Source organism: Streptomyces sp. NPDC091282 (assembly GCF_044757385.1).
Classification (GTDB): Bacteria; Actinomycetota; Actinomycetes; order Streptomycetales; family Streptomycetaceae; genus Streptomyces; species Streptomyces gramineus.
In genome coordinates this window covers 109,925-131,718 of sequence record NZ_JBIVUX010000001.1, presented here as the reverse complement: position 1 = coordinate 131,718, position 21,794 = coordinate 109,925, and the positions used below count along the sequence as shown (strand labels likewise).

At 72.3% G+C, this 21,794-nt stretch carries 18 protein-coding genes; 6 read left to right on the top strand and 12 right to left on the bottom strand.

Annotated features, from left to right (window positions below):
• The first annotated feature begins 130 nt into the window (after positions 1-130).
• Complete coding sequence (locus ACIQOE_RS00630) at positions 131-571, top strand: ATP-binding protein (protein ID WP_365555464.1); 441 nt, start codon at positions 131-133, stop codon at positions 569-571.
• Between the two features lie 669 nt (positions 572-1,240).
• Here the strand turns inward: ACIQOE_RS00630 and ACIQOE_RS00625 are convergent.
• The 3 genes from ACIQOE_RS00625 to dapA form a co-directional block, all read right to left on the bottom strand.
• Positions 1,241-1,528: a hypothetical protein gene (locus ACIQOE_RS00625; protein ID WP_351326246.1), complete on the bottom strand. Its 288-nt coding sequence runs from the start codon at positions 1,526-1,528 to the stop codon at positions 1,241-1,243.
• Between the two features lie 136 nt (positions 1,529-1,664).
• Positions 1,665-2,174 (bottom strand): hypothetical protein, encoded by a 510-nt coding sequence (locus ACIQOE_RS00620; protein ID WP_401408697.1) that lies wholly within the window; start codon positions 2,172-2,174, stop codon positions 1,665-1,667.
• A gap of 44 nt (positions 2,175-2,218) precedes the next feature.
• A complete protein-coding gene (gene dapA, locus ACIQOE_RS00615) occupies positions 2,219-3,202 on the bottom strand; it encodes a 4-hydroxy-tetrahydrodipicolinate synthase (protein WP_401408694.1) in 984 nt (327 codons plus the stop codon).
• A 158-nt stretch (positions 3,203-3,360) separates the two neighbouring features.
• On the opposite strand from dapA, the gene ACIQOE_RS00610 reads away from it, so the two are divergent.
• The 3 genes from ACIQOE_RS00610 to ACIQOE_RS00600 all read left to right on the top strand — a co-directional run bounded on the left by ACIQOE_RS00610 (position 3,361) and on the right by ACIQOE_RS00600 (position 5,375).
• A complete protein-coding gene (locus ACIQOE_RS00610; RefSeq protein WP_401408691.1) occupies positions 3,361-3,843 on the top strand; it encodes a hypothetical protein in 483 nt (160 codons plus the stop codon).
• A gap of 87 nt (positions 3,844-3,930) precedes the next feature.
• Positions 3,931-4,620, top strand: a complete 690-nt coding sequence (locus ACIQOE_RS00605) for a helix-turn-helix domain-containing protein (RefSeq protein WP_401408688.1) — start codon at positions 3,931-3,933, stop codon at positions 4,618-4,620.
• A 17-nt stretch (positions 4,621-4,637) separates the two neighbouring features.
• Positions 4,638-5,375: an SRPBCC domain-containing protein gene (locus ACIQOE_RS00600; RefSeq protein ID WP_362645151.1), complete on the top strand. Its 738-nt coding sequence runs from the start codon at positions 4,638-4,640 to the stop codon at positions 5,373-5,375.
• Positions 5,376-5,390: 15 nt separating this feature from the next.
• Here ACIQOE_RS00600 and ACIQOE_RS00595 read toward each other — a convergent pair whose 3' ends face one another.
• Complete coding sequence (locus tag ACIQOE_RS00595; protein WP_401408685.1) at positions 5,391-7,217, bottom strand: endonuclease/exonuclease/phosphatase family protein; 1,827 nt, start codon at positions 7,215-7,217, stop codon at positions 5,391-5,393.
• A 308-nt stretch (positions 7,218-7,525) separates the two neighbouring features.
• Here ACIQOE_RS00595 and ACIQOE_RS00590 point away from each other — a divergent pair, with 308 nt between their 5' ends.
• Positions 7,526-8,956, top strand: coding sequence for a hypothetical protein (locus ACIQOE_RS00590; RefSeq protein WP_351326233.1), 1,431 nt, complete (start codon positions 7,526-7,528; stop codon positions 8,954-8,956).
• 178 nt (positions 8,957-9,134) lie between these two features.
• Positions 9,135-10,580 carry an alkaline phosphatase PhoX gene (locus ACIQOE_RS00585; protein ID WP_401408681.1) on the top strand — a complete coding sequence of 482 codons (1,446 nt, stop codon included), beginning with the start codon at positions 9,135-9,137 and terminating at the stop codon, positions 10,578-10,580.
• Positions 10,581-10,605: 25 nt separating this feature from the next.
• Here ACIQOE_RS00585 and ACIQOE_RS00580 read toward each other — a convergent pair whose 3' ends face one another.
• From ACIQOE_RS00580 to ACIQOE_RS00545, 8 genes are all read right to left on the bottom strand, one after another.
• Positions 10,606-11,607 (bottom strand): helix-turn-helix domain-containing protein, encoded by a 1,002-nt coding sequence (locus tag ACIQOE_RS00580; RefSeq protein WP_351326230.1) that lies wholly within the window; start codon positions 11,605-11,607, stop codon positions 10,606-10,608.
• Positions 11,608-11,752: 145 nt separating this feature from the next.
• On the bottom strand, positions 11,753-15,607 hold the full coding sequence (locus tag ACIQOE_RS00575; protein ID WP_401408678.1) for a S8 family serine peptidase: 3,855 nt from the start codon (positions 15,605-15,607) through the stop codon (positions 11,753-11,755).
• A 141-nt stretch (positions 15,608-15,748) separates the two neighbouring features.
• Complete coding sequence (gene mug, locus ACIQOE_RS00570; protein ID WP_401410058.1) at positions 15,749-16,366, bottom strand: G/U mismatch-specific DNA glycosylase; 618 nt, start codon at positions 16,364-16,366, stop codon at positions 15,749-15,751.
• A 59-nt stretch (positions 16,367-16,425) separates the two neighbouring features.
• A complete protein-coding gene (locus ACIQOE_RS00565) occupies positions 16,426-17,610 on the bottom strand; it encodes a TerD family protein (RefSeq protein WP_365555478.1) in 1,185 nt (394 codons plus the stop codon).
• Positions 17,611-17,662: 52 nt separating this feature from the next.
• Entirely contained in the window at positions 17,663-18,652 is a 990-nt protein-coding gene (locus tag ACIQOE_RS00560) for a zinc-dependent alcohol dehydrogenase family protein (protein ID WP_399008534.1), read from the bottom strand.
• The gene (locus tag ACIQOE_RS00555) at positions 18,649-19,485 is read right to left on the bottom strand and encodes a carbohydrate ABC transporter permease (protein ID WP_351326223.1); all 837 of its coding nucleotides are present in this window, start codon (positions 19,483-19,485) and stop codon (positions 18,649-18,651) included. Before ACIQOE_RS00555 ends, ACIQOE_RS00560 begins: the two co-directional genes overlap by 4 nt.
• A complete protein-coding gene (locus tag ACIQOE_RS00550; protein ID WP_351326221.1) occupies positions 19,482-20,423 on the bottom strand; it encodes a sugar ABC transporter permease in 942 nt (313 codons plus the stop codon). Before ACIQOE_RS00550 ends, ACIQOE_RS00555 begins: the two co-directional genes overlap by 4 nt.
• Complete coding sequence (locus tag ACIQOE_RS00545; protein ID WP_351326219.1) at positions 20,420-21,790, bottom strand: sugar ABC transporter substrate-binding protein; 1,371 nt, start codon at positions 21,788-21,790, stop codon at positions 20,420-20,422. The genes ACIQOE_RS00550 and ACIQOE_RS00545 overlap by 4 nt, the downstream gene beginning before the upstream one ends.
• Between the last annotated feature and the right edge of the window lie 4 nt (positions 21,791-21,794).

Below are 21,794 nucleotides of genomic sequence, written 5' to 3'. Positions count from 1 at the left end.
GTTGCCGGGGCGCGGCTGGAAGTGCACTGGGGCGCGCGCATCCCGGCTCTCCTCTCGCCGCCGACCGCGCCCGTGCCACATCAAAGGGCGCTGCCTCGACAGCGACGGCAGCGGCAGGGAGTGAGCGCGAATGGCGGCTTACACGATCGACCGCGACCCCTCCGAGGGCTCACCGCGACTTGGAGCGATGACGTTGCACCCAGGTCCGGAGTCCGTTTCTCGGGCTCGTCGCTGGTTCCGGAAGTTCATTGCCCCGTACGACCCGGCCTGCTCGGTCGAGGACTGCGTGTTGATGATCTCGGAACTCGTCACCAACGCGATCCGCTACGGACAGGCTGACGAGCCGTGGCTCGTGCGAGTGGAGTGGTTCCGGGATGGCAGCTCGCTGCGGGTCGAGGTGCACAACCCCGGCTTACCGGCGAGTGTGAGGCTCCGGCGGCCCGATGCCACCGACGCACACGGGCGAGGGCTCTTGCTGGTCGACGCCATCGCCGAGTCCTGGCACGCCGGACCCAGTCGCTTCGGCGGGACGGTGGTCTCCTTCGTGGTCGCCGACGCCTGGCCGAGTTGATCGCTCGACCACCCCTGTCGCACGACAGCAAGGACCGTAGGAAGAAGTACTAGAGACGCATGCTTCCCCCCCGCCGATCGACGTCTTCGCCCGGAGACTACAAGCGCAACCTCACTTCCACGGCTCAGCCCACCACTGTCCGCCGGTATTCGCGAACGGCGCCCCCGCCGGAGGCTCGCCTCGTGGGCGTGCGTCGGCGCAGCGGGGCGCAGCCGGTGCTTGATCGAGCGTCATGTGCCGCTCCCTGGGGCGGTCTCCTTCGTGCTGGCGGCGCACCGGCACGAAGCACCCGCCGATGGAGGTCGCGTCGCCTTGGAAGACCTTGGACGGCTGACTTCCGCCGGCATACCCCTCGGCCGCGAGAGCGGCATGCACGTCCTCCGCCACTTCTGCGCCTCCGTGCTCCTGGAAGCGGGGGAGAGCATCAAGGTCCTGAGCGAGTACCTGAGGCGCACTCGGGCCGCCGTCGACCGAGTCTTCCGGGGCCTGGAGAGCACCGAAGACGGCCCCGATACGGCCCACGGGGCACGTTGGCCCCTTGACCCGCATCGCCATCAGAACAGCCACAACACAACTGAGGTACGGCGGCCGGGATGAGCGGCCGTCCCTGACGGCGAACGGTCGAGCGCCCGTTCCGTGGCCGAAGAAGGCATGGGGAGGGGGCGGTGGTCACTCCACGAAGATGCTGTGCGTTCCTGGTACCTGTTCCGCCAGCCCCGGAGGGATGATTTTGATGAACCCGTTCGCGCAGCCGGGGACGTTGTGGACGAAGGCGGGCTTGTCCGAGAAGTTGACGACCGTGGACAGGTGCGCTATCTCGTAGCAGCCCCTCGGGGCGTTGTGACGGATTCCGTCGATCTCCAGGAATCCGTTCGCGGCGAAGGCCGAGCCCGGAACGGTGAACGCGAGCACTCCGGCGGCCGCGAGCGTGGCGAGTGTCGAGCCGATACGGCGCATGACGAACCTCCCGACGTGGCGGGCCGGGAACCTCCCGGCCCTGCAACCGACCGTACGCAGGCGTGCACGCATCGCATCCGGGCGACCGCCGAACGGGCGACTTCGTGAGCGGTGCGGCAGCCGGCCGGCAGGCTGCTCAGTCGTCCCGCGGCAGGGAGCCGCGGAACTCGGCCAGAGCCGTGAAGTCGCCCTGGAGCAGCCCGATCCGCGGGTCGACGTGGTGGAGCAGGGCCGGGCCGGGGTGGTGGGCCCCGACGTACCGGGTGTCCGCCGGGCTCTGCTCGTCGTCCACCCAGGCGAAGGGCCGCCCCTCGGCGTACGCCACGATCGCCGCCGTCTTCCAGTGCACCCCGTCGGGCCGCTCGGTCAGCAGCGCGCTGCCGAAGTCGACGTACGGCAGCTCGGGCAGGCCCACGACCGGGGCGATCCAGCGGTTCGCCTCGGCCGTCCACGTGGTCGCCCAGCACAGGTCGTAGCCGAGGGCGAGCAGCGCCGGGCCGTGGGACGGGTTCAGCCACACCCGCAGCGGGCGTCCCGGGCGGACCTGGGCCCGGATCGTCGTGTACCCCTCGGGGCGCCGCTCGGGCTGTGCGGCATAGGGGTTGAGAGGGCCGTCGACGTCCAGGAACAGCAGGGGGCGGATCATGGGGACAAGGTAGGGCAGAGGCGGGTGAGGTGAGCGGTACGTACTCAGCCTGCGGTCAACTCATCGTGGAGCGAACGCAGTTCGTCGGTCCTCTCGCGGTCGGCGGAGCGCAGCGGCGCCCGCACCGGTCCCGCCGGCCGGCCGAGCGCGCTGAGCAGTGCCTTTGCGGTGACCGTGCCCGGCAGGCCCGCGGCGGTCATCGCCTCGATCAACGGCGTGGCCCGCAGCTGGAGTCGGGCGGCGCGGGCGGTGTCGCCGGCGTCGAACGCGTCGAGGATCGCGGCGACATGGCCCGGCACCACGTTCGCGACCGTGCTGACGCAGCCCGCCGCGCCCACCGCGTACAGGGCGAGGATGTGCTCGTCGCAGCCCGCGTAGTACGCCAGTTCCGTGCGCGCCAGCACCTTCTGGACGCCGAGGAGGTCGTAGGAGCAGTCCTTCACGGCCACGATCGCGGGGTGCGCGGCGAGCCGGATCAGCGTCTCGGGCTCGATGCGGGTGCCGGTGCGGCCCGGGATGTCGTACAGCATCACCGGCAGCCCGGTCGCCTCCGCCACCTCCAGGAAGTGGGCCTCCAGGGCGTCCTGCGGCGGCCTGCTGTAGTACGGCGACACCACCAGCACGCCGTCCGCGCCCGCCTTCTCGGCCGCGCGCGCGAGTTCCACGGTGTGCAGGGTGTCCGCGGTGCCGACGCCCGCCACGAGCGGCACCCGCTCGCCCACCGCCTCCCGGACGGCCGCGATCAGCTCGCTCTTCTCGGCGTCCGTGGTGGTCGGCGACTCGCCGGTGGTCCCGTTCAGCACCAGGCCGTCACAGCCGTCCGCGACCAGCTGGGCGGCCAGCCGCCGGGCGCCGTCGAGGTCGAGCGCCCCCGCCTCGGTGAACGGCGTGACCATCGCGCAGAGGGTGCGTCCGAAGGGCCGGAGCGGGCGCGGCGAGCGGGACGGGCGGGACGGGCGGGACGGGTGGGCGCTGTCCGGTGTGTGCGTCATGGGGGTAGTCTCGGCAGCCCGACAGCTTAGCTCCACTTAATTCTTCTGCGGAGTATTCCTTAGAAATGCTAAGACGTGGTCTTCGGGGGCCGGTGTCCGTGCTGGTCGCCCCGCCTGTTCGCCGCCCCACGGGGTACCCGGAAGTCCTAAGGCGCCGCGAGCGGACGCCCACGCGACCAGGAGGGGCAGGAGCGATGACGAAGAGGACCGCACACGGAACGGGGGCCCGGATCGCCGACTCGGCGGGCTCCCTGGCGGCGAAGGCCGACCTCAAGGGCCGCACCCAGGCCCGCGCCGCCGACCTCAAGGACAAGGCGGGCGCGCTCACCGTCCAGCTGCGCGAAGGTGCGAGCCGGGCCGGGCACCACGCCCAGGACCGCGCGGCGAAGGGCGGTCACACCACCCAGGAGCAGATGACGAAGGCGCGGCACGTGCTGGTGGAGCGGGCGCTGAAGGCCGGACACGCCGTCCAGGAGCAGGCGGAGCGGGCGGGCCATCTGGCCTCCGAGAAGGCCGTCGAGGCGGGCCGCGCCGCCGAGGAGCACCTCCCGAGGTCCGGGCGCGGCGGCCTGTTCGCGTCGCGCCGGTCCTCCCGTCCGCTGCTGATCGCGGGCGCCGCCCTGGCGGTCGTCGGAGCGGTGGCCGCGGGCACCCTGCGGCGGCTCCGGCGCCACTGAGGCCCCGTTCGGAGCCTTCTCCTCCACCCTCTTGCCGAAAACCTGATCCGTCTGGACAGGAAAAGTTTTCGGTGGGAGGGTGGAGCCATGCTGGACGTGACCGTGATCGAGGACCCCGAGGCCGCGGCGGTGTCGCTGGACCCCATCAGGGCCCGGCTGCTCGCCGAGCTGGCCGCCGCGCCCGCGTCGGCCGCGATGCTGGCCGGACGGGTCGGACTGCCCCGGCAGAAGGTGAACTACCACCTCAAGGCGCTGGAGCGGCACGGCCTCGTCGAGCTGGCGGGCGAGCGCCGCAAGGGCAACGTCAACGAGCGCCTGATGCGTGCGACCGCCGCGTCGTACGTCATCTCTCCGGCCGCGCTGCCCGCCGTGCAGCCGGACCCGGACCGCTTCCGCGACCAGCTCTCCGCGCGCTGGCTGCTGGCGGTCGGCGCCCGCCTGGTGCGTGACGTCGGCACGCTGATCAACGGCGCCGCCAGGGCCCGCAGGCGGCTGGCGACCTACGCGCTGGACGGCGAGGTGCGCTTCGCCTCCGCCGCCGACCGCGCGGCGTTCGTGCAGGAGCTGACGGCGGGTGTGAGCGCGCTCATCCGCAAGTACGACACGCCCGGCGCGGACGACGGCCGGGACCACCGGATCGTCGTCGCCCTCCACCCCACGGTCAAGGCCGACGGCCACCCGGCGGCGGACCCCCTTCCGGCGGCCGGAACCTCCTCCCCGGCGCCCGGGGAACGGCCCGGGACCCCGGACCGGACCGCATCCGAACCGGATCAGTAGGCAGCAGGAGCCCCGACATGTCCAAGGAATTCGAGATCGCCCGCGAGTTCGAGGTCGACGCCACGCCCCAGGAGGTGTGGGAGGCGGTCACCAACGCCTCCGGCGCCTATCTGTGGCCGATGGAGCCGCCCGAGCCCCGGGTGGGCGGCGCGGCGGCCTTCGGCTCGACCGTCACCGCCTACGATCCGCCGCACCACCTGGTCGTCCGCAGCGAGGACGTCGGTTTCCCGGTCCAGAGCGTCAACCAGCTGGAGCACGTCATCGAGCCCCGGGACGGCGGCCGCCGGGCCTGGGTGCGCTACGTGCACAGCGGCATCTTCACCGACGACTGGGACAACCAGTACGACGGGGCGAGCCGGCACACCGACTTCTATCTGCACACCCTGCGCGAGTACCTGGTCCACTTCGCGCCCCGCCCGGTCACCTTCGCGCAGCTCGACGGACCCGCGGCGGCCCAGGCGCCGGACGCCTTCGACGCCGTGGGCCGCGCCCTCGGCCTGCCGGACGGCCTGGCCGCGGGCACCAAGGCGAGCCTGACGGGTCCGGGCGGGCGGACCCTTCAGGCGGTGGTCGACTACCGCGACCCCTACTTCATCGGGCTGCGGACCGACGACGCCCTCGTCCGGTTCTTCGGGCGCAACCACTGGGGTGCCCCGGTGGGCGTCAGCGTCCACGACTTCGCGCCGGACGCCGACGCCCTGGCCGACGAGCGCGCCTGGCAGGACTGGCTCAACGGAGTGTTCGGCCAGTCCTGAGCCGCCGGCACGTCCTCAGGGGCGGAAGCGCAGCACCTGCGGGTCGTGGTCGCTGATCTGGTCGTGGAACTCCGAGTTGATGTGCACGCTGTCGTACGCGAAGTCGCCGTTGCGGCGGATCTCCTTGCTGATCAGGATCTGGTCCAGGACCTGCTCGTTGCCCTGGTAGTCGTACGTGTAGCGCTCCTTGGTCGGCAGCGACCGGATCGCCGACCAGAGCGCGCCGTGGCTCTCCAGGATCTTGGTGGTGCCGGAGAAGTCGAAGTCGTTCATGTCGCCGAGCGCGATGACGTCCGCGTCCTTCTGGACGTCCAGGACGCTCTTGACGAACGCGTTGACCAGCGTCGCCTGCGCGTGGCGCTGGACCTCCGAGCTGCGCGTCACCGGCTGGTACTGCGCGGTCAGGCCCTGGTCGCCGCCCTTGGAGTTCAGGTGGTTGGCGATCACGAAGACCGTCCTGCCGCGGAAGACGAACTCGCCGGCCAGCGGCTTGCGGCTCGCCGTCCAGGCGGAGTCCGCCGGGGCGATGCGGCCCGGCGAGGCGGTCAGCTGCGCCCGGCCGTGCACCTCGGTGACGCCGACCGCGGTGGTGGAGTCGCCGCCCGCGCGGTCGACGAAGGACACCCGCGCGGGGTTGAAGAGGAAGACCTGGCGGATGTTGCCGCCGGGCTCGCCGCCGTCCTGGTCGTTGACCGGGTTGATGGAGCGCCAGTCGTACTTCGGGCCGCCGGCCGCGACGATCGCGTCGATCAGCTTGTTCACCGTCACGTCGGCGGCGACCGTGCCGTCGTCCGTCGCGCCGTTGTTGTCCTGGATCTCCTCCAGGGACACGATGTCGGGCGACTGGAGGTTGTTCACGATCGCGGCGGCGTGCGCGGCGAAGGTGCCGTCGGAGGGGTCGAGGTTCTCGACGTTGTACGTGGCGACGGCCAGCTCGCTCTTCGACTGCTTCTTCGTCGTCTCGCGCTGCAGGCCGCCGCTCTTCAGGCTGCCCAGCTCGCTCGCGACGAGGGTGTAGCCGCCGAACTGGTTGTAGTCCATCGGGCCGGTCGTGGCGCCGGCCAGCGTGTCGCCGACGTTCGCCACCGGGAAGTCGGCCGTGGCGCCCAGGGACTGGATCTGGAGGCGGCCGGTGTTCTGGTCGTCGTAGGAGCGGTACAGCGAGCCGCCGCGGACGGTGCGGTTCTCGTGCGGCTTCACCGTGACCCACAGCTCGGCGTACGGGTCGGTGGCGGTGATCACGCGGGTGTCGCGGACCTGGACGTTCATGCCCTCCAGGGACTCGTAGTAGTCCAGGGCGTACTTCTTCGGCTGGAGCGTCAGCCCGTTGACCGAGCCCGCGGCGGCGGTGTCACCTGCCGGGGTGTACGCGTCCGGGACCGACTTGCGGTCGATCACGACCGGCGCCGGGACGGGGTTGCCGGTGGAGACCGTGGTGACCGTCGGCTTGGTGATCTCGGTCACCGACTGGTTGCCGGAGGTGGCACCGCCCGGGACGTACTCGGAGACCGTACCGGTGACCGTGACGGAGTCGCCGACCGCGACCTTCGGCGTGGAGCTGGTGAAGACGAAGACCCCCTCGCTGGTGGCCGGGTCGTCGTCCGGCGTCGGATCCTGGAGCCAGAACCCGCGCGAGGAGCCGTAGGTGCGCGTGGCCGTGACGATGCCGGGGACGTCCGTCACCTTCTGCCCGGCGTACGGCGAGATGCGCGTGGCGCCCTGGACGTCGTGGATGCGCAGCCCGTCGGCCTGGGCCGGCGAGGTGAGGGCGACGGTGGACGCCGCGCTGCAGACGGCGGCGACGGTGAGCGCGGCGAGGCGCGCGGAAGACCTGCTCGGCAAGGAAATCCCTCCGGGGACATGAACGGTGCCGGGACGAGGAAGCGTCATGAGATGGGCATGACACGCGTAGAAAGCGAGTGAACACTTGTCCCCCTGCTTTCTACGCGCGTCAATCTCGTGCCTGCGCGGGGGAGTTGTCAAGGTTTCGGCCATGTACGCGACCCGGCGGGGAGATGAACCGGGCGGCATGGGTGGAAATCCGTCTAGGCTGAGCGGCTGAGGCGTACGGCGTCCCGATGACCGTACGGCCGGCGTACGGCGTTCCCCGTCGTCGTACGACCGAAGAGGCGTCCGAGGAGAACCACCCGATGTCAGACAGCTCCCCCCTGCCGCCGGTGCGGTTGCGTCCCGAAGCGGAGCTGGCACGCGCCGCGCTGGCGACGCCGCTGCTCTCCCGGGCCGCCCGGCTCGCCCGCTGGGCCGGCCCCGGCACCCGCGTCGACGCAGGTGGCGGCCTGGCCGAGGAGCAGCTCCCGGCCGCCGCCGAGCTGCTCGGGCTCACCGGGGACGACGCGCCCGCGTACGCCGCCGAGGCCTGGCGGGTCGCCCTGGACGCCGGGCTCGTCGAGATCGTGGACGAGGACGCCGGGACGGTCGCGGCGGGCGAGGAGCTGGCGCTGCTCACCACTGGCTCGCCGCACGACGTCCTCGCCGTCTGGCTGGCCGCGCTGGAGACCGTGATCGGCGACGCGAGCGTGCCCGACCTGGACGGAATTGTCGACGCGCTCGGCGAGGGCGGCGAGGTCGATTTCTCGTCACTCGGCTGGGACCCCGAGGCCGAGGCGGAGTTCCTCGACGGCGTCCTCGGCAACCTGTACCTGCTGACCGTGAGCGAGGGCGGCCCCGGCGAGGCGCCGGTGCCGCTGCCGGCCCTGGCCGCGTCGATGATCGTCCCGAGCGACATGGGAGAGCCCACCAACGACGTACTGGAGCAGGTCTCCGACGCGATGATGCGGCTCGACGACCAGTTCCGGATGCTGGAGCCGGTCGGACTGGTCGCCTACCAGCCGGTCGACGAGGCGCTCATGGCCGACGCCGAGGAGGAGCCCGCCGCAGGTCCGGTCGACGAGAGCGACGTGACCCGGTACGGCATGGTGCGGCTCACCCCGCTCGGCGCGTTCGGGCTGCGGGCGCGGCTGCTGGAGGCCGGCTTCGACGCGCCGGCGGTCGGCGAACTCGCCGACAAGGGCGCGGACGCGCTGCTCGACGGCATGGCCGCGTTTCCGCAGGGAGCCGCGCAGGCCGAGACCGAGCAGTGGCTGGACCGCCGTGAATCCCTCGCCGCCGCACGGGAGTTGCTGGCCGCCGCGCGCGGCGGGGACGCGGGTGCGCCGCTGCGCAGGCTGCGCTGCCAGCAGGCGCTCTCGCTGGTCGGCATCGAAGCCGAACCCGCGCTCCGCGACGTCCTCGGCGACCCCGAACTGGGCGGCCTGGCCCGGGTCTGGCTGGCCGAACGCGGTGCCGCCGGCGTACCGGCGCCGTCGCCGGACATGATCTTCTGGCTGACCATCGACACGGTCGCCGCCCAACTGGCCGCCGAGGGCAACTCGGAGGAACTGCAGGCCCTGGTCGAAGGACTGGCCCAGCAGCACGAGGGCTTCTTCGCCGAGGCCTGGCGGGTCGAACACCCGGACACGGCCGACGTCTTGGAGGCGATGGGACGCCTGCACCCGGACAAGAAGGTCGCGAAGGAGGCCCGCAAGGCGGCGTTCAAGGCCCGGTCGCAGCACGGGGGATGAGCGGCGGGCACGGCCCCTTCCCGGGCGGTGCTTGGGGTGCCCTTGGGGTGGCGCATACGGATTCGTGGAAGTCGCGAAGCCGATGTCGCCCTGTGTTCAGGCGGAGTTCAGGCGCGGCCGGGAGCGTGTGCGCCGACCTGAGGTCCGCCACGGCACCACGACCGTCACAGGAGACACCATGTCGCTCACCCGCAGGGACTTCGCCAGGAAATCCGCGATCACCGGTGCAGGTGTCGCGCTGGCCGGCAGCGTCGGCGCCCTCGCCACCGCCCCGAACGCCCTGGCCGCCACCGAGACCGAGGCGTCCGGCGCGGCCGGGACGGGCCACGGTCACGGCGGCGTCGGCTACGGCCCGCTGCTCCCCGACCCCGACGGCATCCTCGCGCTCCCCGCCGGATTCTCGTACCGCGTCATCACCTACAGCGGCAGGACCCGGCTGGAGTCGGGCGAGTTCACCCCCTCCAACCACGACGGCACGTCCACCTTCGAGGGCCCGCGCGGTGCCACCCTCCTCGTCAACAACCACGAACTGGCCGGCCCCCGCACCGGCTGGGCCCACCCGGTGCCGCTCACCGAGGGGCTCGTCTACGACCCGGCGGCGGCCGGCGGCTGCACGGTCGTCGAGGTGCGCCACGACAAGGTCGCCGAATGGGTCGGCATCGCCGGCACCGCCACCAACTGCGCGGGTGGCAACACCCCTTGGGGGACCTGGCTCACCTGCGAGGAGACCGAGGACAAGGCCGGCGTCAACGGCATGACCAAGGACCACGGCTACGTCTTCGAGGTCGACCCCGAGGACCGCCGGGCCAACCGGAACCCCAAGCCGCTCAAGGCGCTGGGCCGGTACGCCCACGAGGCCGTCGTCGTCGACCCCAAGCGCGGCCACCTCTACCTCACCGAGGACGCCTCCAACCCGAACGGCCTGCTCTACCGCTGGACCCCGCCCGCGCACTTCCGCCACGGCCGCGGCCGGCTGCGCACCCTCGCCGACGACGCGGGCACGCTCCAGGCCTTCAAGTGCTTCGACTCCGGCGGCGTGTTCGTCGACGACCTGGCCCGCGCCACGAAGATCGGCACGGTGTACGGCGTCGACTGGACCGGCGTCCCGGACCGCGACGCGCGGACCACGTCCGTCCGCAAGCAGTTCGGCGCCGGCCAGGTCACCCGCGCCCGCAAGCTGGAAGGCATGTGGTGGGGTGACGGGGGCGTGTACATCGTCTCCTCCTACGCCCGCGCGGAGAGCCCGGTCCAGCACGACGGCGCCGTCTGGTTCTACGACCCGGCGCGCCGCACCCTCACCCTGAAGGTCCTCATCGGCGTCAACCCCGACCCGTCCGCGGACGGCGCCTTCGACGGACCCGACAACATCACCGTCTCCCCGTACGGCGGTCTGGTCATCGCCGAGGACGGCGAGGGCGTCCAGCACCTGTTCGGCGCCACCGACAGCGGCCGTACCTACCCCATCGCCCGCAACGAGCTGAACACCGGCACCGCGGACGACCCCGAGTACAGCGAGTTCACCGGCGTCACGTTCTCCCCCGACGGCAGGACCCTGTACGCCAACATCCAGACCCCGGGCATCATGCTCGCGATCACCGGACCCTGGAAGCGGCAGCGGCGCTAGGCCGGACACGACCTCGGCCGGGCGGTCAGAGCCAGCCGCGGCGGGCCGCCTGCCAGGCGAGCTGCATCCGGGTGGTGGCGCCGGCGAGCGTCATCATGTGCTGGATGTGGCGTTGCACCGTCCGGCGGCTCAGCCCCATCTGGCTGGCGATGGCCTTGTCGGCGATGCCCGCCACGAGGAGGGACAGGAGCCGGCGGTCGGTCTCGGAGAGCGGGTCGCCCGACTGCGCGGCCCGCGCGTCCGTGAGGGTGCCGGCCGCGCCGAGGCTGAGCGGGACCGCGGTCTCCCAGTAGCGCTCGAAGAGCGAGATGAGCGCCTCCAGGAGACTGCTGCCGCGCACCAGGGCGGCGGTCGGCTCGCCGGGGGACCCCTGCGGTCCGCCGGGCACCAGCGGACAGATGGCTATCGCCCGGTCGGCGACGGCCAGCCGCAGCGGCAGATGCGGCACGCTGCGGGCGATCTCCCCGGCCTGGACGCCCTCGATCACGTTGTCGACGGCGTTGTCGTCGTCGAAGAACGCCTGCTCGTACAGGACGCGGTAGCGCACCCCGCGGGCCAGCGCGTCGTACTCGGCCCGGTTGCTGCCCGACGGCATGGCGACGTACTGCGCCTTGCAGAACCACAGCATCTCGTGACAGGCGTTGTCCTGCATCTGCCGCAGGTGCAGCCGCAACGACTCGGCGCCGGTGATCACTTCGATGAGCTGCCCGGCGTCCTGGCGGCGCCGGGTGCTGCGGTAGAGGTCCAGCAGATCGGTGACCGTGCTGCGGGCCTTGTCCAGTTCGTCCGTGCGCCGTTGCAGCCGGGGCAGCAGCGCCACGTCCGGCGGAACGGCCGAGTACTGCGGCGGATCGCTGTCGGTGGGGCCGGCGAGCCCCTTGCCGGTCAGGGCCGCCAGCACCGCCTCCACCCGGTGCTGCGGGAGGCCGCTCTGCCCGGCCAGTTCGCGGGCGGACGCGGTCGTCGTCGCGACCAGCAGGCGGTACACCGACTCCTCGACGGCCGTCAGGCCCGCCGCCTCAAGCATGGGCAATCTCCCTCGGTCCCGGCCGGAGCCCGACGCGCCCCACCGGCGCAGCCTGCGGTTGGTACCGCCGTGCCGGGCGGGCGGCGGCCGCCGGTGCCGTGGGCCCCGGCGGCCGCCGCGCTTCCGTCCCGGTGACGGCACCCGGTCAGTGCCGCGTGGCGCCGGGGTGGAGGTAGGCGCGGTCGATCGTCTGCACGACGCTGTGCCCGGCGTCGTCGGTCGCCGTGACCCGCAGTGTGACATAGGCGTCGCCGCGCACCCGCGACGGCCGCTCCACGGTCGCCGTGAAGTGCCCGCCCGACCCCTTCTTCGAGGTCCGGGCCGTCACCCAGGTCTTCCCGTCGTCGTAGGAGGTCCGGACCGTGAGCCGGGTACCGCGGGGCGCGGCCAGACCGTCGGGCAGCCGGACGTCGAAGCCCAGCGTGTGGCCGCGCTGCGGGCCGACGGCGTTGCGGGCGTCGACGGGCACCGCGCAGTCGACCTGGAGCAGCGGCAGCACCGACGCGGCCTGCGTGGTGTCCGAACCGAACGTCCACGACGTCTCGGTACGGGTGCCGAAGCGCCAGTCGTCCGAGTCGCGGCCTGTCGCCAGGTCCAGCCGGTACGAGGCCCGGCCCGCCGGGACCTCGAAGGTGCCCCAGGCGCCGGTATCGGAGTGGGCCACCCGCCGGCCGTCGCGGAACAGGTCCGCCACCGCCGTGTCGGCGGCGCCGGACGCACGGGTGCCGACACCGCCCAGCGCGTCCTGCTCCGCGTACGCCCAGTGGCCGTCGGCGTCCGTGAACTCCGGGATGTACAGGGACAGGGTGTCGCCGTATCGGGTCGGAGCGGGCCAGTCGGCGGTGCGGGGCAGGGAGGGGCGCACCGGCGCGGTGAACCACCGCTCGGTGGCGTGCTGTCCGGCCCGGTAGCGGTGGGCCGCGTCCTGCATGCCCACCTGGAGCGGGACATCGCGGTCCAGGACCGTGTCGTGGTGCACGACGTGGTTCCACACGGTGTCGCCGGCCGTCACGTACTCGGTGCGCTGCCCGCCCACCGGCACCTCACGCGAGTACTGGTTCCAGGCGGTGTCCTGGTAGGGCCGCCAGCCGAAACGCTGCTCGCTGGCCCAGTCGGAGGCCCCGGTGCGGGCGTACGTGGCGCGCACCACCGCGCTCTCCCGCGCGGAGACGGTGTGCACGAGCCGCTCGGGGACACGCTGCTTCGACACCTGCATCACGTCGTACAGGTACGGGCTGCGCACGGTGCCGGAGAACTGGACGGCGGTGGTCCGCCGGGCCGCCCGGTCGAGGATCGCGGTGCCGTCCGCGGTGCCCGCGCGCATGACCGGCAGGGCCAGGCGCGGCCCGTCCGGACTCCACCGCGTCCAGGGGTAGAAGCCCTCCGGCATGACGAGCATCAGCGCCTTGGCGCCGGCGTCCGCGGCCGCCCGGGCCAGGGCCGTGTCGTCGCCGAAGTCGTAGCGCACGACGGCGAGTCTCCCGCGCACGTGGGCGGCCCTGAGGTCGGCGGCGCTGCCCGTCCCGGCGTCGACCGCGGTCAGCCGTACGCCCTTGTCGTCGAAGACCGGTGACGCCGGGAGGTAGTACGGGGCGAAGGACCGCGAGGTGTCCGCGACCCGGGCGGTCAGCTGCGGTGCCGTCAGCTGCCAGCGCGAGGCGAACTCGAAGGTGCCGTCGGTGACCTGGGCGGTCGGGCTGACGTAGATCCGCTTGGCGACGTCGAAGAACATCACGCCCTGGATCAGGCCGTTCCCGTCGATCCGGCGGTACGTCTGATAGCTGAGGACGCCGTGCTGTTCGGCCGGGCGGGGCGTGCGGATCCGCACCTCGGTCACCTTGGAGGCGTCCAGGGTGACGGTCCTGTCCTTGGTGACCTTCACCTGCGGGTCGACCACCTCGCGCAGTTCCTGCCCGTCGGCGGCGTTGTCCAGCGTGCCGAAGCTGAGCTGGTAGGTGCCCTCCTCGACCACGGCGACCGCCGGATCGAGACTGGCGTACCCGACGAAGCCGTCGGCACCCCAGATGGTGGGCGCGGCCTGCGGGATCACGGCGCCGTCGCGGTCGCGGGCGACCACGGTCAGCCGGTGCAGGGGCGTGTGCACGACCAGGGAGAGCGTGGTGTGGGCGAGCACGGTGCCGTCCGCCGCGGTCGCGGTGGCGTAGCCGTAGTAGGCGCCGCGGGCCGCGTGCGTGGCGTCGGAGAGCACCGGTACGTCCCCCGAGGCGCCGGCGGCGAGGTGCAGAGAGTCCGAACCGAGGGTGAGGACGCCGTCCGGGAGGGTGACACCGTTGTCGGTGCTCAGCGCCGCGGACAGCCGGACGTCGACCGGGTGGTCGCTCTCGTTGGTGTAGCGCAGGGACGCCGCCTGGCGCCGGCCGCCGGGGCCGCCGGTCTCCAGGGCGGGCAGGGTCAGCGATCCGGTGGCGGTGAGGGTGCCCAGGGCCGCGCCGATGTCGATGCGGCCGCCGCCCTGTTCGGTCACCTTGGTGCCGGACACCAGGTGGGCGGTGCTGATGAGCGCGTCCTTGATCCGCTGCCCGTTCCAGTCCGGGTGCCGCTGGGCGAGGAGCGCGGCCGCGCCGGCGACATGCGGTGTGGCCATCGAGGTGCCGGACGCGGCGGTGTAGTCGGCGTCCACCGGGGTGCCCATCGCGGTGCCCGCGGCGCGTGCGGCGACGATGCCGACGCCGGGCGCGGTGACGTCGGGCTTGGCCGCCTTGTCGGTCAGGCGCGGGCCGCGGCTGGAGAAGGGCGCGAGCGAGTCGTCCCGGTCCACGGCGCCGACGGTGAGCGCGGCGTCGGCCGCGCCGGGCGAGCCGATGGTGGACGCGCCCTGCTCGCCCGCGTTGCCCGCGGCGACGACGAAGAGCGTCTGCCCGGAGGCGGACAGCCGGTCGACGGCCTGGCTCATGGGGTCCGTGCCGTCCGAGGGCGCGTCCGAACCCAGGCTCATGTTGACGACCTCGGCGTGCTCGGCCGCCGCCCACTCCATGCCGTCGATGACCTGCGACTCCGAGCCGTAGCCGTCGTCGCCCAGCACCTTGCCGATCAGCAGGTCGGCCCGCGGTGCGACACCGCGCCGGGTGCCGCCGGACGCCGCTCCGCTGCCGCCGACGATCGACGCGACATGGGTGCCGTGACCGAAGTGGTCGGTGGTGCTGCCGCTGTCGGAGAAGTCCTTCGACTCGGCGATCCGGCCCGTCAGGTCCGGGTGCCCGGCGTCCACACCGGTGTCCAGCACGGCCACCTTCACGCCCTGGCCCTCGAAACCGGCCTTCCAGGCGATCGGCGCGCCGATCTGCGCGGTGCTGCGGTCCAGCGTGGGCGCCACCCGGCCGTCGAGCCACACCCGGGGCGTCCGGGCGAGCCGGGACGTGCCGGCCGGGCCGTCCGCCCGCAGGGTCTTCCAGAAGGCGCCGAGGTCGTCATCGGCGACCCGCAGGGCCGTCGCGTCGATGCTCTCCAGGCGGCGCTCGGGCGCGGCCGCCGCGCCGAAGGCGGTAAGGCGGTCGGCGGCGGCCGCCGCGGCCTTCTTGTCCGCCGTGGTCACCCGGCCCGTCGCGGGGGCCGCCGCGGCGGTACCGCCCGGCTGCGGGGAGACGATCAGCGGGAGCGCCGGGGTGCCCGCCTCGTCGTAGCCCTGGGCCAGCAGGGCGGTGACGTCGAAGAGCCGGCGGTCCAGCGTCCCGGCGGCCACCAGTTCCGCCGCGTCGGACGGCAGCACGGTCATCGTGCCGTCGTCCTGCTCATAGGTGCGGAAGACGATGTCCTGGCGGCCCGGACCGGGCTCCACGGACGCGGTGCGCCGCCCGTCGGCGCCCGGCGTCAGGGTGACCCGGTCGCCGGTCACCAGCCGTACGGTCGAGGCGGTCCTCGCGGTGCCCGCCGCAGGTTCGGCGGTGCCGGGCGAGGACGCCCGGGCGGAGGCGGACGACATGCCTCCCGTGGTCAGCACCAGTGCCGTTGATATCGCCGCCGTCAGACGGATCCATGCCATCAGCCACACACCTTTCGAGCGACGCCGGTTCGCGCGCTGTTCGAAAGAATCAGCCGAGTGGATGTCCCTGTCACTGGCCGTCGGTGTCGCGACTGCGACATGTCCCAACTCCGCCACCGCGCACGGCGGTACGCAAACGGGTCAGGTCTCGTCGAAAGGGCCGTCGCCGAGCAGCCCGGAGCGGTCCGGCAGGCCGGCGGCGACCCGCAGCCGGGCGAACTCGACGGCCAGCGCGGCCGGCGGGAAGTGGGCGTTGAGACCGCTCGGGTTGGGCAGCACCCACACCCGTGTCCCGCCGACCGGTTCGGGCTGCGGGCCGATGCCGGCGTCGCGGACCCCGAAGGCCGCGCGGTATCCGGTGACGCCCAGCAGGGCGAGCCAGGCCGGGCGCAGGGCCCGCACCCGGCGGCGCAGGTCCGCGCCTCCGCGCACGTACTCGTCGCGGGTCAGTTCCGCCGCGCGCGCCGTCGGCCTGCGCACGATGCTCGTGATGCCGAGGCCCAGGTCCAGCAGGCCGCGTTCCTGGTCGGGCCGGAACAGGCGGGGCGTGAAACCCGAGCGGTGCAGGGCCGGCCACATCCGGTTGCCCGGCGTCGCGAAGTTGTGGCCGCGCAGGGCCGACGGCAGACCCGGGTTGATGCCGACGAAGACGACGTCGAGGCCCTCGGCGACGACGTCCTCCAGCGACGGCGGCCGGCTCGCGTGGGTGATGACTGCCTCACAGCGCTGCGAAGGGACCTGCCGACGGCCGGAGTCTATCGGCCGGGGCGGACGGCGGAGGCGGTCCCGCGCCCGGACGGGGGCGCGGGACCGTGCCGTCACAGGGCCTGCGCGCCCGGCTTCACCATGTTCCGTACCGTGCGGGCCTTCACGAACTCGCCGACGCCCGTCATGTCCCACTCGCCGGAGAACTGGCGGACCAGCTTGGCCATCATCACGCCGGTCTGCGCCTCCGCGTTGGTCAGGTCGAAGCGGACCAGTTCCTCGCCGGTCGCCGCGTCCAGGAGCCGGCAGTAGGCCTTGGCGACCTCCGTGAACTTCTGGCCGGAGAAGGAGTTCACGGTGAAGACCAGGCCGGTGACCTCCTGGGGGATCCGGCCGAGGTCGACCACGATCACCTCGTCGTCGCCGCCGCCCTCGCCGGTGAGGTTGTCGCCGGAGTGCTTGATCGCGCCGCCGAGGATGGACAGCTTGCCGAAGTAGCAGCTGTCGACGTGGTTGCGCTGCGGGCCGTAGGCGATGACCGAGGCGTCCAGGTCGATGTCCCGGCCGCCGTACGCGGGCTCCCAGCCCAGGCCCATGTGGACCAGGGAGAGCAGCGGGCTGCCGCCCTTGACCAGGGACACGGTCTGGTTCTTCTGGAGGCTGACCCGGCCCTTGTCGAGGTTGATCTTCCCGCTGCCCGGGGCGGGGGCGGGCGGGGCCGGCGGTGCGGCCGGCATCGGGGGAGCGGCGGCCGGGGCCGGCTGGGCCGCCGGGGCGGGCTGGGCCGCCGGGGCCTGAGGCGCCGGCTCCTCCACCGTGACGCCGAAGTCGGTCGCGATGCCGGCCAGGCCGTTCGCGTACCCCTGGCCCACCGCGCGGGCCTTCCACGCGCCGTTGCGCAGGTAGATCTCGACGACCACCAGGGCCGTCTCGGCGCCCAGCTGCGGAGGCGTGAAGGTGCCCAGCACCGAGCCGTCGTCCGCGTTGCGGAGGGTGGCCGTCGGCTCGATGCCCTGGAACGTCTGGCCCGCGGCGTCGGGGCTCGCGGTGACGACGATCTTCTCGATGCCCGGGGGCACGGCCGCCGTGTCGACGGTGATCGCGTCCGGGGACGTACCGCCGCCGGAGCGGTACGTCACGCCCGGGCCGCTGGGCTGGTTGTAGAAGATGAAGTCGTCGTCGGAGCGCACCTTGCCGTCGCCGGTGAGCAGCAGGCCCGACACGTCGAGCCGCACGGGGGCGGTGACGTCCACCGCCACCCGGGCGACCGGAAGAGGGATGTTCGAGCCAGGGGTCATAGCTGTCATGCCGGGTGAACGAACGACCTCCCTTTACCGTTCCCTTAAACTTCTACGGCACCACCACGATCTTCCGCCCCACTCCGGCGGCGAACTGCTCCAGGGCCTGCGGATAGCTGTCCAGCGGCAGGCGGTCGCTGATGAAGACCTCCGGGTCCAGGACCCCGTTCGCGAACAGCTCCGCGGCGCGTTCGTAGCTGTGCAGGACGGCCATGGAGCCGGTGATGGTGATCTCCTGGTTGTAGATGCGGTACGGGTCGATCGTCACCCGGGCCGCGTAGTCGGCGACGCCGAACTGGAGGAAGGTGCCGGCCTTCGCCACCCGGCCCAGGCCGTCCTGGATGGCCGCCGCGTTGCCGGTCGCGTCGATCACCACGTCCCAGCCGCGCGGGCGGTCCAGTTCGTCGGCGTTCGCGGCGGACCCCGAGACGCCGAGCGCGCGGGCGGTCTCCAGGCGGGCCGGGTTCAGGTCGACCACGTCGACGCGGGCCGCGCCGGTCCGCTTGGCGAGTTCCAGCATCATCAGGCCCATGGTCCCGGAGCCGTAGATCAGGACGTGCGCGCCCAGCCGGGAGTTGAGGACGTCGTAGCCGCGCACCGCGCAGGACAGCGGCTCGACCAGGGCCGCGTCCTGGGTGCGGACGTGCTCGGGGAGCTTCACGCAGTTGGCGACGGGCGCCACGGCGTACTGCGCGGCCCCGCCGGGCACCGTCACGCCGATCGCGGCCCAGCGCTCGCACATGTTGTTGTGGCCGTCCCGGCAGTAGCGGCACTCGTGGCAGTACAGCGACGGGTCGACCGCGACCCGGTCGCCGACCGCCACCTCGGTCACCTGGGTGCCGACGCCGACCACCTCGCCGGCGAACTCGTGACCCGGCACGATCGGCAGCTTGGGCGCGAACTCGCCCTGGAGGATGTGCAGGTCGGTGCCGCACAGTCCGCAGGCGGCCACCTCGACGACCACGTCGCGGGGGCCCGGCGTGGGGTCGGGGACCTCGGTGACCACGGCACGGCCCACGGACTCGATGACGGCGGCCTTCATTTCACGGCTCCCAACGACAGGCCCTGGACCAGCTTGTCCTGGGCGGCGAACCCCGCGGCGAGCACCGGCAGGGAGACGACGAGCGACGCGGCGCACACCTTGGCCAGGAACAGGCCCTGGCTGGTGATGAAGCCGGTCAGGAAGACGGGGGCGGTCTCGGCGACCACGCCCGTCAGGACTCGGGCGAAGAGAAGTTCGTTCCAGCTGAAGATGAAGCAGATCAGCGAGGTGGCGGCGATGCCGGGCAGGGCGATCGGGGCGACCACGCGCGCGAGGATCGTCGGGAGGCGGGCGCCGTCGATCTGTGCCGCCTCGATCACCGCGACCGGGACCTCGGCGAGGAAGGACTGCATCATCCACACCGCGATCGGAAGGTTCATGGAGGTGTAGAGGATGACCAGCAACCAGATGTTGTCCAGCATCCCGGTGTTCTTCGCGAACAGGTAGACCGGCAGCAGGCCCGCGACGGCCGGCAGCATCTTCGTGGAGAGGAAGAAGAACAGGACGTCCGTCCACTTGCGCACCCGCCGGACGGACAGCGCGTAGGCCGCGGGGAAGGCCAGCACGAGGACGAAGAGCGTCGAGACCACCGACGCCATCGCCGAGTTGATCAGCGCGGGCCAGGGGCTCGCGCCGCCTCCGACGCCGAAGAACTCGCGGTAGCTGTCCAGGGTCAGACCGGCCGCGAAGGACGGCGGATTGGTCGCCGCGTCCGCCTCGGAGTGGAAGGAGGTCAGCGCCATCCAGGCGATGGGCAGGAAGAACACGATCCCGGTCAGCCACGCGACCAGCCCGAGTCCGCCTCGCCGTACGGCGGTCAGGGCGGTGTTCATGCGCGGGACACCTCCTCGCGGAACAAGGACGACACCACGCGCAGGGCGAAGGTCGCGATGACGATCGAGCCGATGACCACCACGACGCCGGCGGCCGAGGCGAGGCCGTTCTCGTGCGCCTGGTAGAAGCTCTGGTAGACGGTGTAGGGGAGGTTGGCCGTGCCCAGGCCGCCCGAGGTGATCGTGAAGACCGCGTCGAAGTTCTGCACGATGTAGATCGAGCCGAGCAGGCCGCCGAGTTCCAGGTACCGGCGCAGGTGCGGGAGGGTCAGGTAGCGGAAGATCTGCCAGTCGCTCGCGCCGTCCACCCGGGCCGCCTCCAGCTGCTGCTGGTCGCGGCTCTGCAGCCCGGCCAGCAGGATCAGCATCATGAACGGCGTCCACTGCCACACCAGGGCCGCCTCGACGGCGAGCAGCGGGTTGTCCGAGATCCAGTCCGGCTGGGGGCCGCCGACGTAGTGCAGCAGGCCGTTGAGCAGGCCGTACTCGGGGTTGTAGAGGACGTGCTTCCACAGCAGGGCCGCCGCGACCGGGACGACCAGGAACGGGGCGATCATCAGGGTGCGGACCACGCCCCGGCCCCGGAACCTCCGGTTCAGCAGCAGCGCCACCAGCAGTCCCAGGACCAGGCTGGCCAGCACCACGGTGACCGTCAGCAGGACCGTCGTCCACACCGAGTGGCGCAGGTCGGGGTCGGCCAGCACCTGGCGGTAGTTGTCGATGCCGGTGAAGTGGCGGTCCTTCGGGTAGAGCGCGTTCCAGTCGAAGAACGAGATCACCACGGTCGCCACGAACGGCAGCTGGGTCACCACGACCATGAAGACCAGCGCGGGCAGCAGCGGGGCCCGGGTGGCCCAGGCCCGCAGGCGGTCGGACGGGGGCCGGGGCGCCGGCCGCGCGGAGGCGGCGGCGACCCGGGGGGAGGCGGTGGCGGTCATGATCCCTCGTACTTCTTGCCGACGGCCTCGGCGAGCTGCTGGGCCTTCTTCAGCGCGTCGTCCACGGACTGCCGGCCGGCGACGGCGGAGCTGATCTCCTGGGAGACCTTGGTGCCCAGGTCGGTGAACTCGGGGATGTCGACGAACTGGATGCCGGGCGCGGGCCGCGGCTGCACGCCCGGGTCGTTGGGCTTGGCACTGGCGATGGCGTCCCGGGTGACGTCCGCGAAGGCGGCCGCCTCCTTGCGGTACTGCGGGATGTCGTACGTCGAGGTGCGCTTGCCGGCCGGCACGTTGGCCCAGCCCGCCTGCTCGCCGACGAGCTTCTCGTAGCCCTTGCCCGACGCCCACGAGATGAACTTCCAGGCGTCGTCGGGGTTCTTGGAGGCCTTCTGGATGCCCCACGCCCAGGTGTAGAGCCAGCCGGAGCTGTCGGTCCTGTCGACCGGCGCCGGGACGTAGCCCATCTTGCCCTTCACCGGGGAGCCGGCGGCCTCCAGCGAACCCGCGCCGGAGGTGGCGTCGTACCACATCGCGGTCTTGCCCTGGGTGGTGTCGTTCAGGCACTCGGCGAAGCCGGACTGGGCGGCGCCGGCCTCACCGTGCTTGCGGACCAGGTCGACGTAGAACTGCGTGGCCTTCTTGAACTCCGGGGCGTCCAGCCGAGCCTTCCAGTCCTTGTCGAACCAGGTGCCGCCCATGGTGTTGACGACCGTGGTCAGCGGCGCCAGCATCTCGCCCCAGCCGGGCAGCCCGCGCAGGCAGATGCCCTTCATGCCGGGCTCCGCGCCGTCCGCCTTGGCGGCCAGGTCGGCGACCTGCTGCCAGGTGGGGTGGGCCGGCATGGTCAGCCCCTTCTTCTGGAAGACGTCCTTGCGGTACATCAGGAAGGACGACTCGCCGTAGAAGGGTTCGCCGTAGAGCTTGCCGTCGGCCGCCGTCAGGGCCTGCTGCATCGGCTTGAGGATGTCCTGCTGGTCGAAGGCGGTGTCCTTCTTGACGTACGAGTCGATCGGCTCCAGCCAGCCGTTCTTGGCGTAGATCGGGATCTCGTAGTTGGAGAGGGTCGCCACGTCGTACTGGCCGGCCTGGTTGGCGAAGTCCTGGCTGATCTTGTCGCGGACGTCGTTCTCGGGCAGCACGGTGAAGTTCACCTTGATGCCGGTGTCCTTGGTGAAGTTGGCCTTGGTGAGCTTCTGCAGCTCCACCATCTGCGGGTTGTTCACCATCAGGACGTTGATGGAGTGGGCGGAGGAACCGCCGCCTGCGCCGGCGCCCGAGCAGCCGGCGAGCAGCGAGGTGGTCAGCGTTCCTGCGGCGGCCACCGCAAACAGGGCGCGGGGCGTTCGTCGGCTCTGGGTTCGCATGGGG

Excerpts from the sequence above, each read along its gene's own strand:
- ACIQOE_RS00630 (WP_365555464.1), top strand. The coding sequence starts at position 131 with ATGGCGGCTTACACGATCGACCGCGACCCCTCCGAGGGCTCACCGCGA.
- ACIQOE_RS00625 (WP_351326246.1), bottom strand. The coding sequence starts at position 1,528 with ATGCGCCGTATCGGCTCGACACTCGCCACGCTCGCGGCCGCCGGAGTG.
- ACIQOE_RS00620 (WP_401408697.1), bottom strand. The coding sequence starts at position 2,174 with ATGATCCGCCCCCTGCTGTTCCTGGACGTCGACGGCCCTCTCAACCCC.
- ACIQOE_RS00610 (WP_401408691.1), top strand. The coding sequence starts at position 3,361 with ATGACGAAGAGGACCGCACACGGAACGGGGGCCCGGATCGCCGACTCG.
- ACIQOE_RS00605 (WP_401408688.1), top strand. The coding sequence starts at position 3,931 with ATGCTGGACGTGACCGTGATCGAGGACCCCGAGGCCGCGGCGGTGTCG.
- ACIQOE_RS00600 (WP_362645151.1), top strand. The coding sequence starts at position 4,638 with ATGTCCAAGGAATTCGAGATCGCCCGCGAGTTCGAGGTCGACGCCACG.
- ACIQOE_RS00590 (WP_351326233.1), top strand. The coding sequence starts at position 7,526 with ATGTCAGACAGCTCCCCCCTGCCGCCGGTGCGGTTGCGTCCCGAAGCG.
- ACIQOE_RS00585 (WP_401408681.1), top strand. The coding sequence starts at position 9,135 with ATGTCGCTCACCCGCAGGGACTTCGCCAGGAAATCCGCGATCACCGGT.
- ACIQOE_RS00580 (WP_351326230.1), bottom strand. The coding sequence starts at position 11,607 with ATGCTTGAGGCGGCGGGCCTGACGGCCGTCGAGGAGTCGGTGTACCGC.
- ACIQOE_RS00575 (WP_401408678.1), bottom strand. The coding sequence starts at position 15,607 with ATGGCATGGATCCGTCTGACGGCGGCGATATCAACGGCACTGGTGCTG.
- ACIQOE_RS00565 (WP_365555478.1), bottom strand. The coding sequence starts at position 17,610 with ATGACCCCTGGCTCGAACATCCCTCTTCCGGTCGCCCGGGTGGCGGTG.
- ACIQOE_RS00560 (WP_399008534.1), bottom strand. The coding sequence starts at position 18,652 with ATGAAGGCCGCCGTCATCGAGTCCGTGGGCCGTGCCGTGGTCACCGAG.
- ACIQOE_RS00555 (WP_351326223.1), bottom strand. The coding sequence starts at position 19,485 with ATGAACACCGCCCTGACCGCCGTACGGCGAGGCGGACTCGGGCTGGTC.
- ACIQOE_RS00550 (WP_351326221.1), bottom strand. The coding sequence starts at position 20,423 with ATGACCGCCACCGCCTCCCCCCGGGTCGCCGCCGCCTCCGCGCGGCCG.
- ACIQOE_RS00545 (WP_351326219.1), bottom strand. The coding sequence starts at position 21,790 with ATGCGAACCCAGAGCCGACGAACGCCCCGCGCCCTGTTTGCGGTGGCC.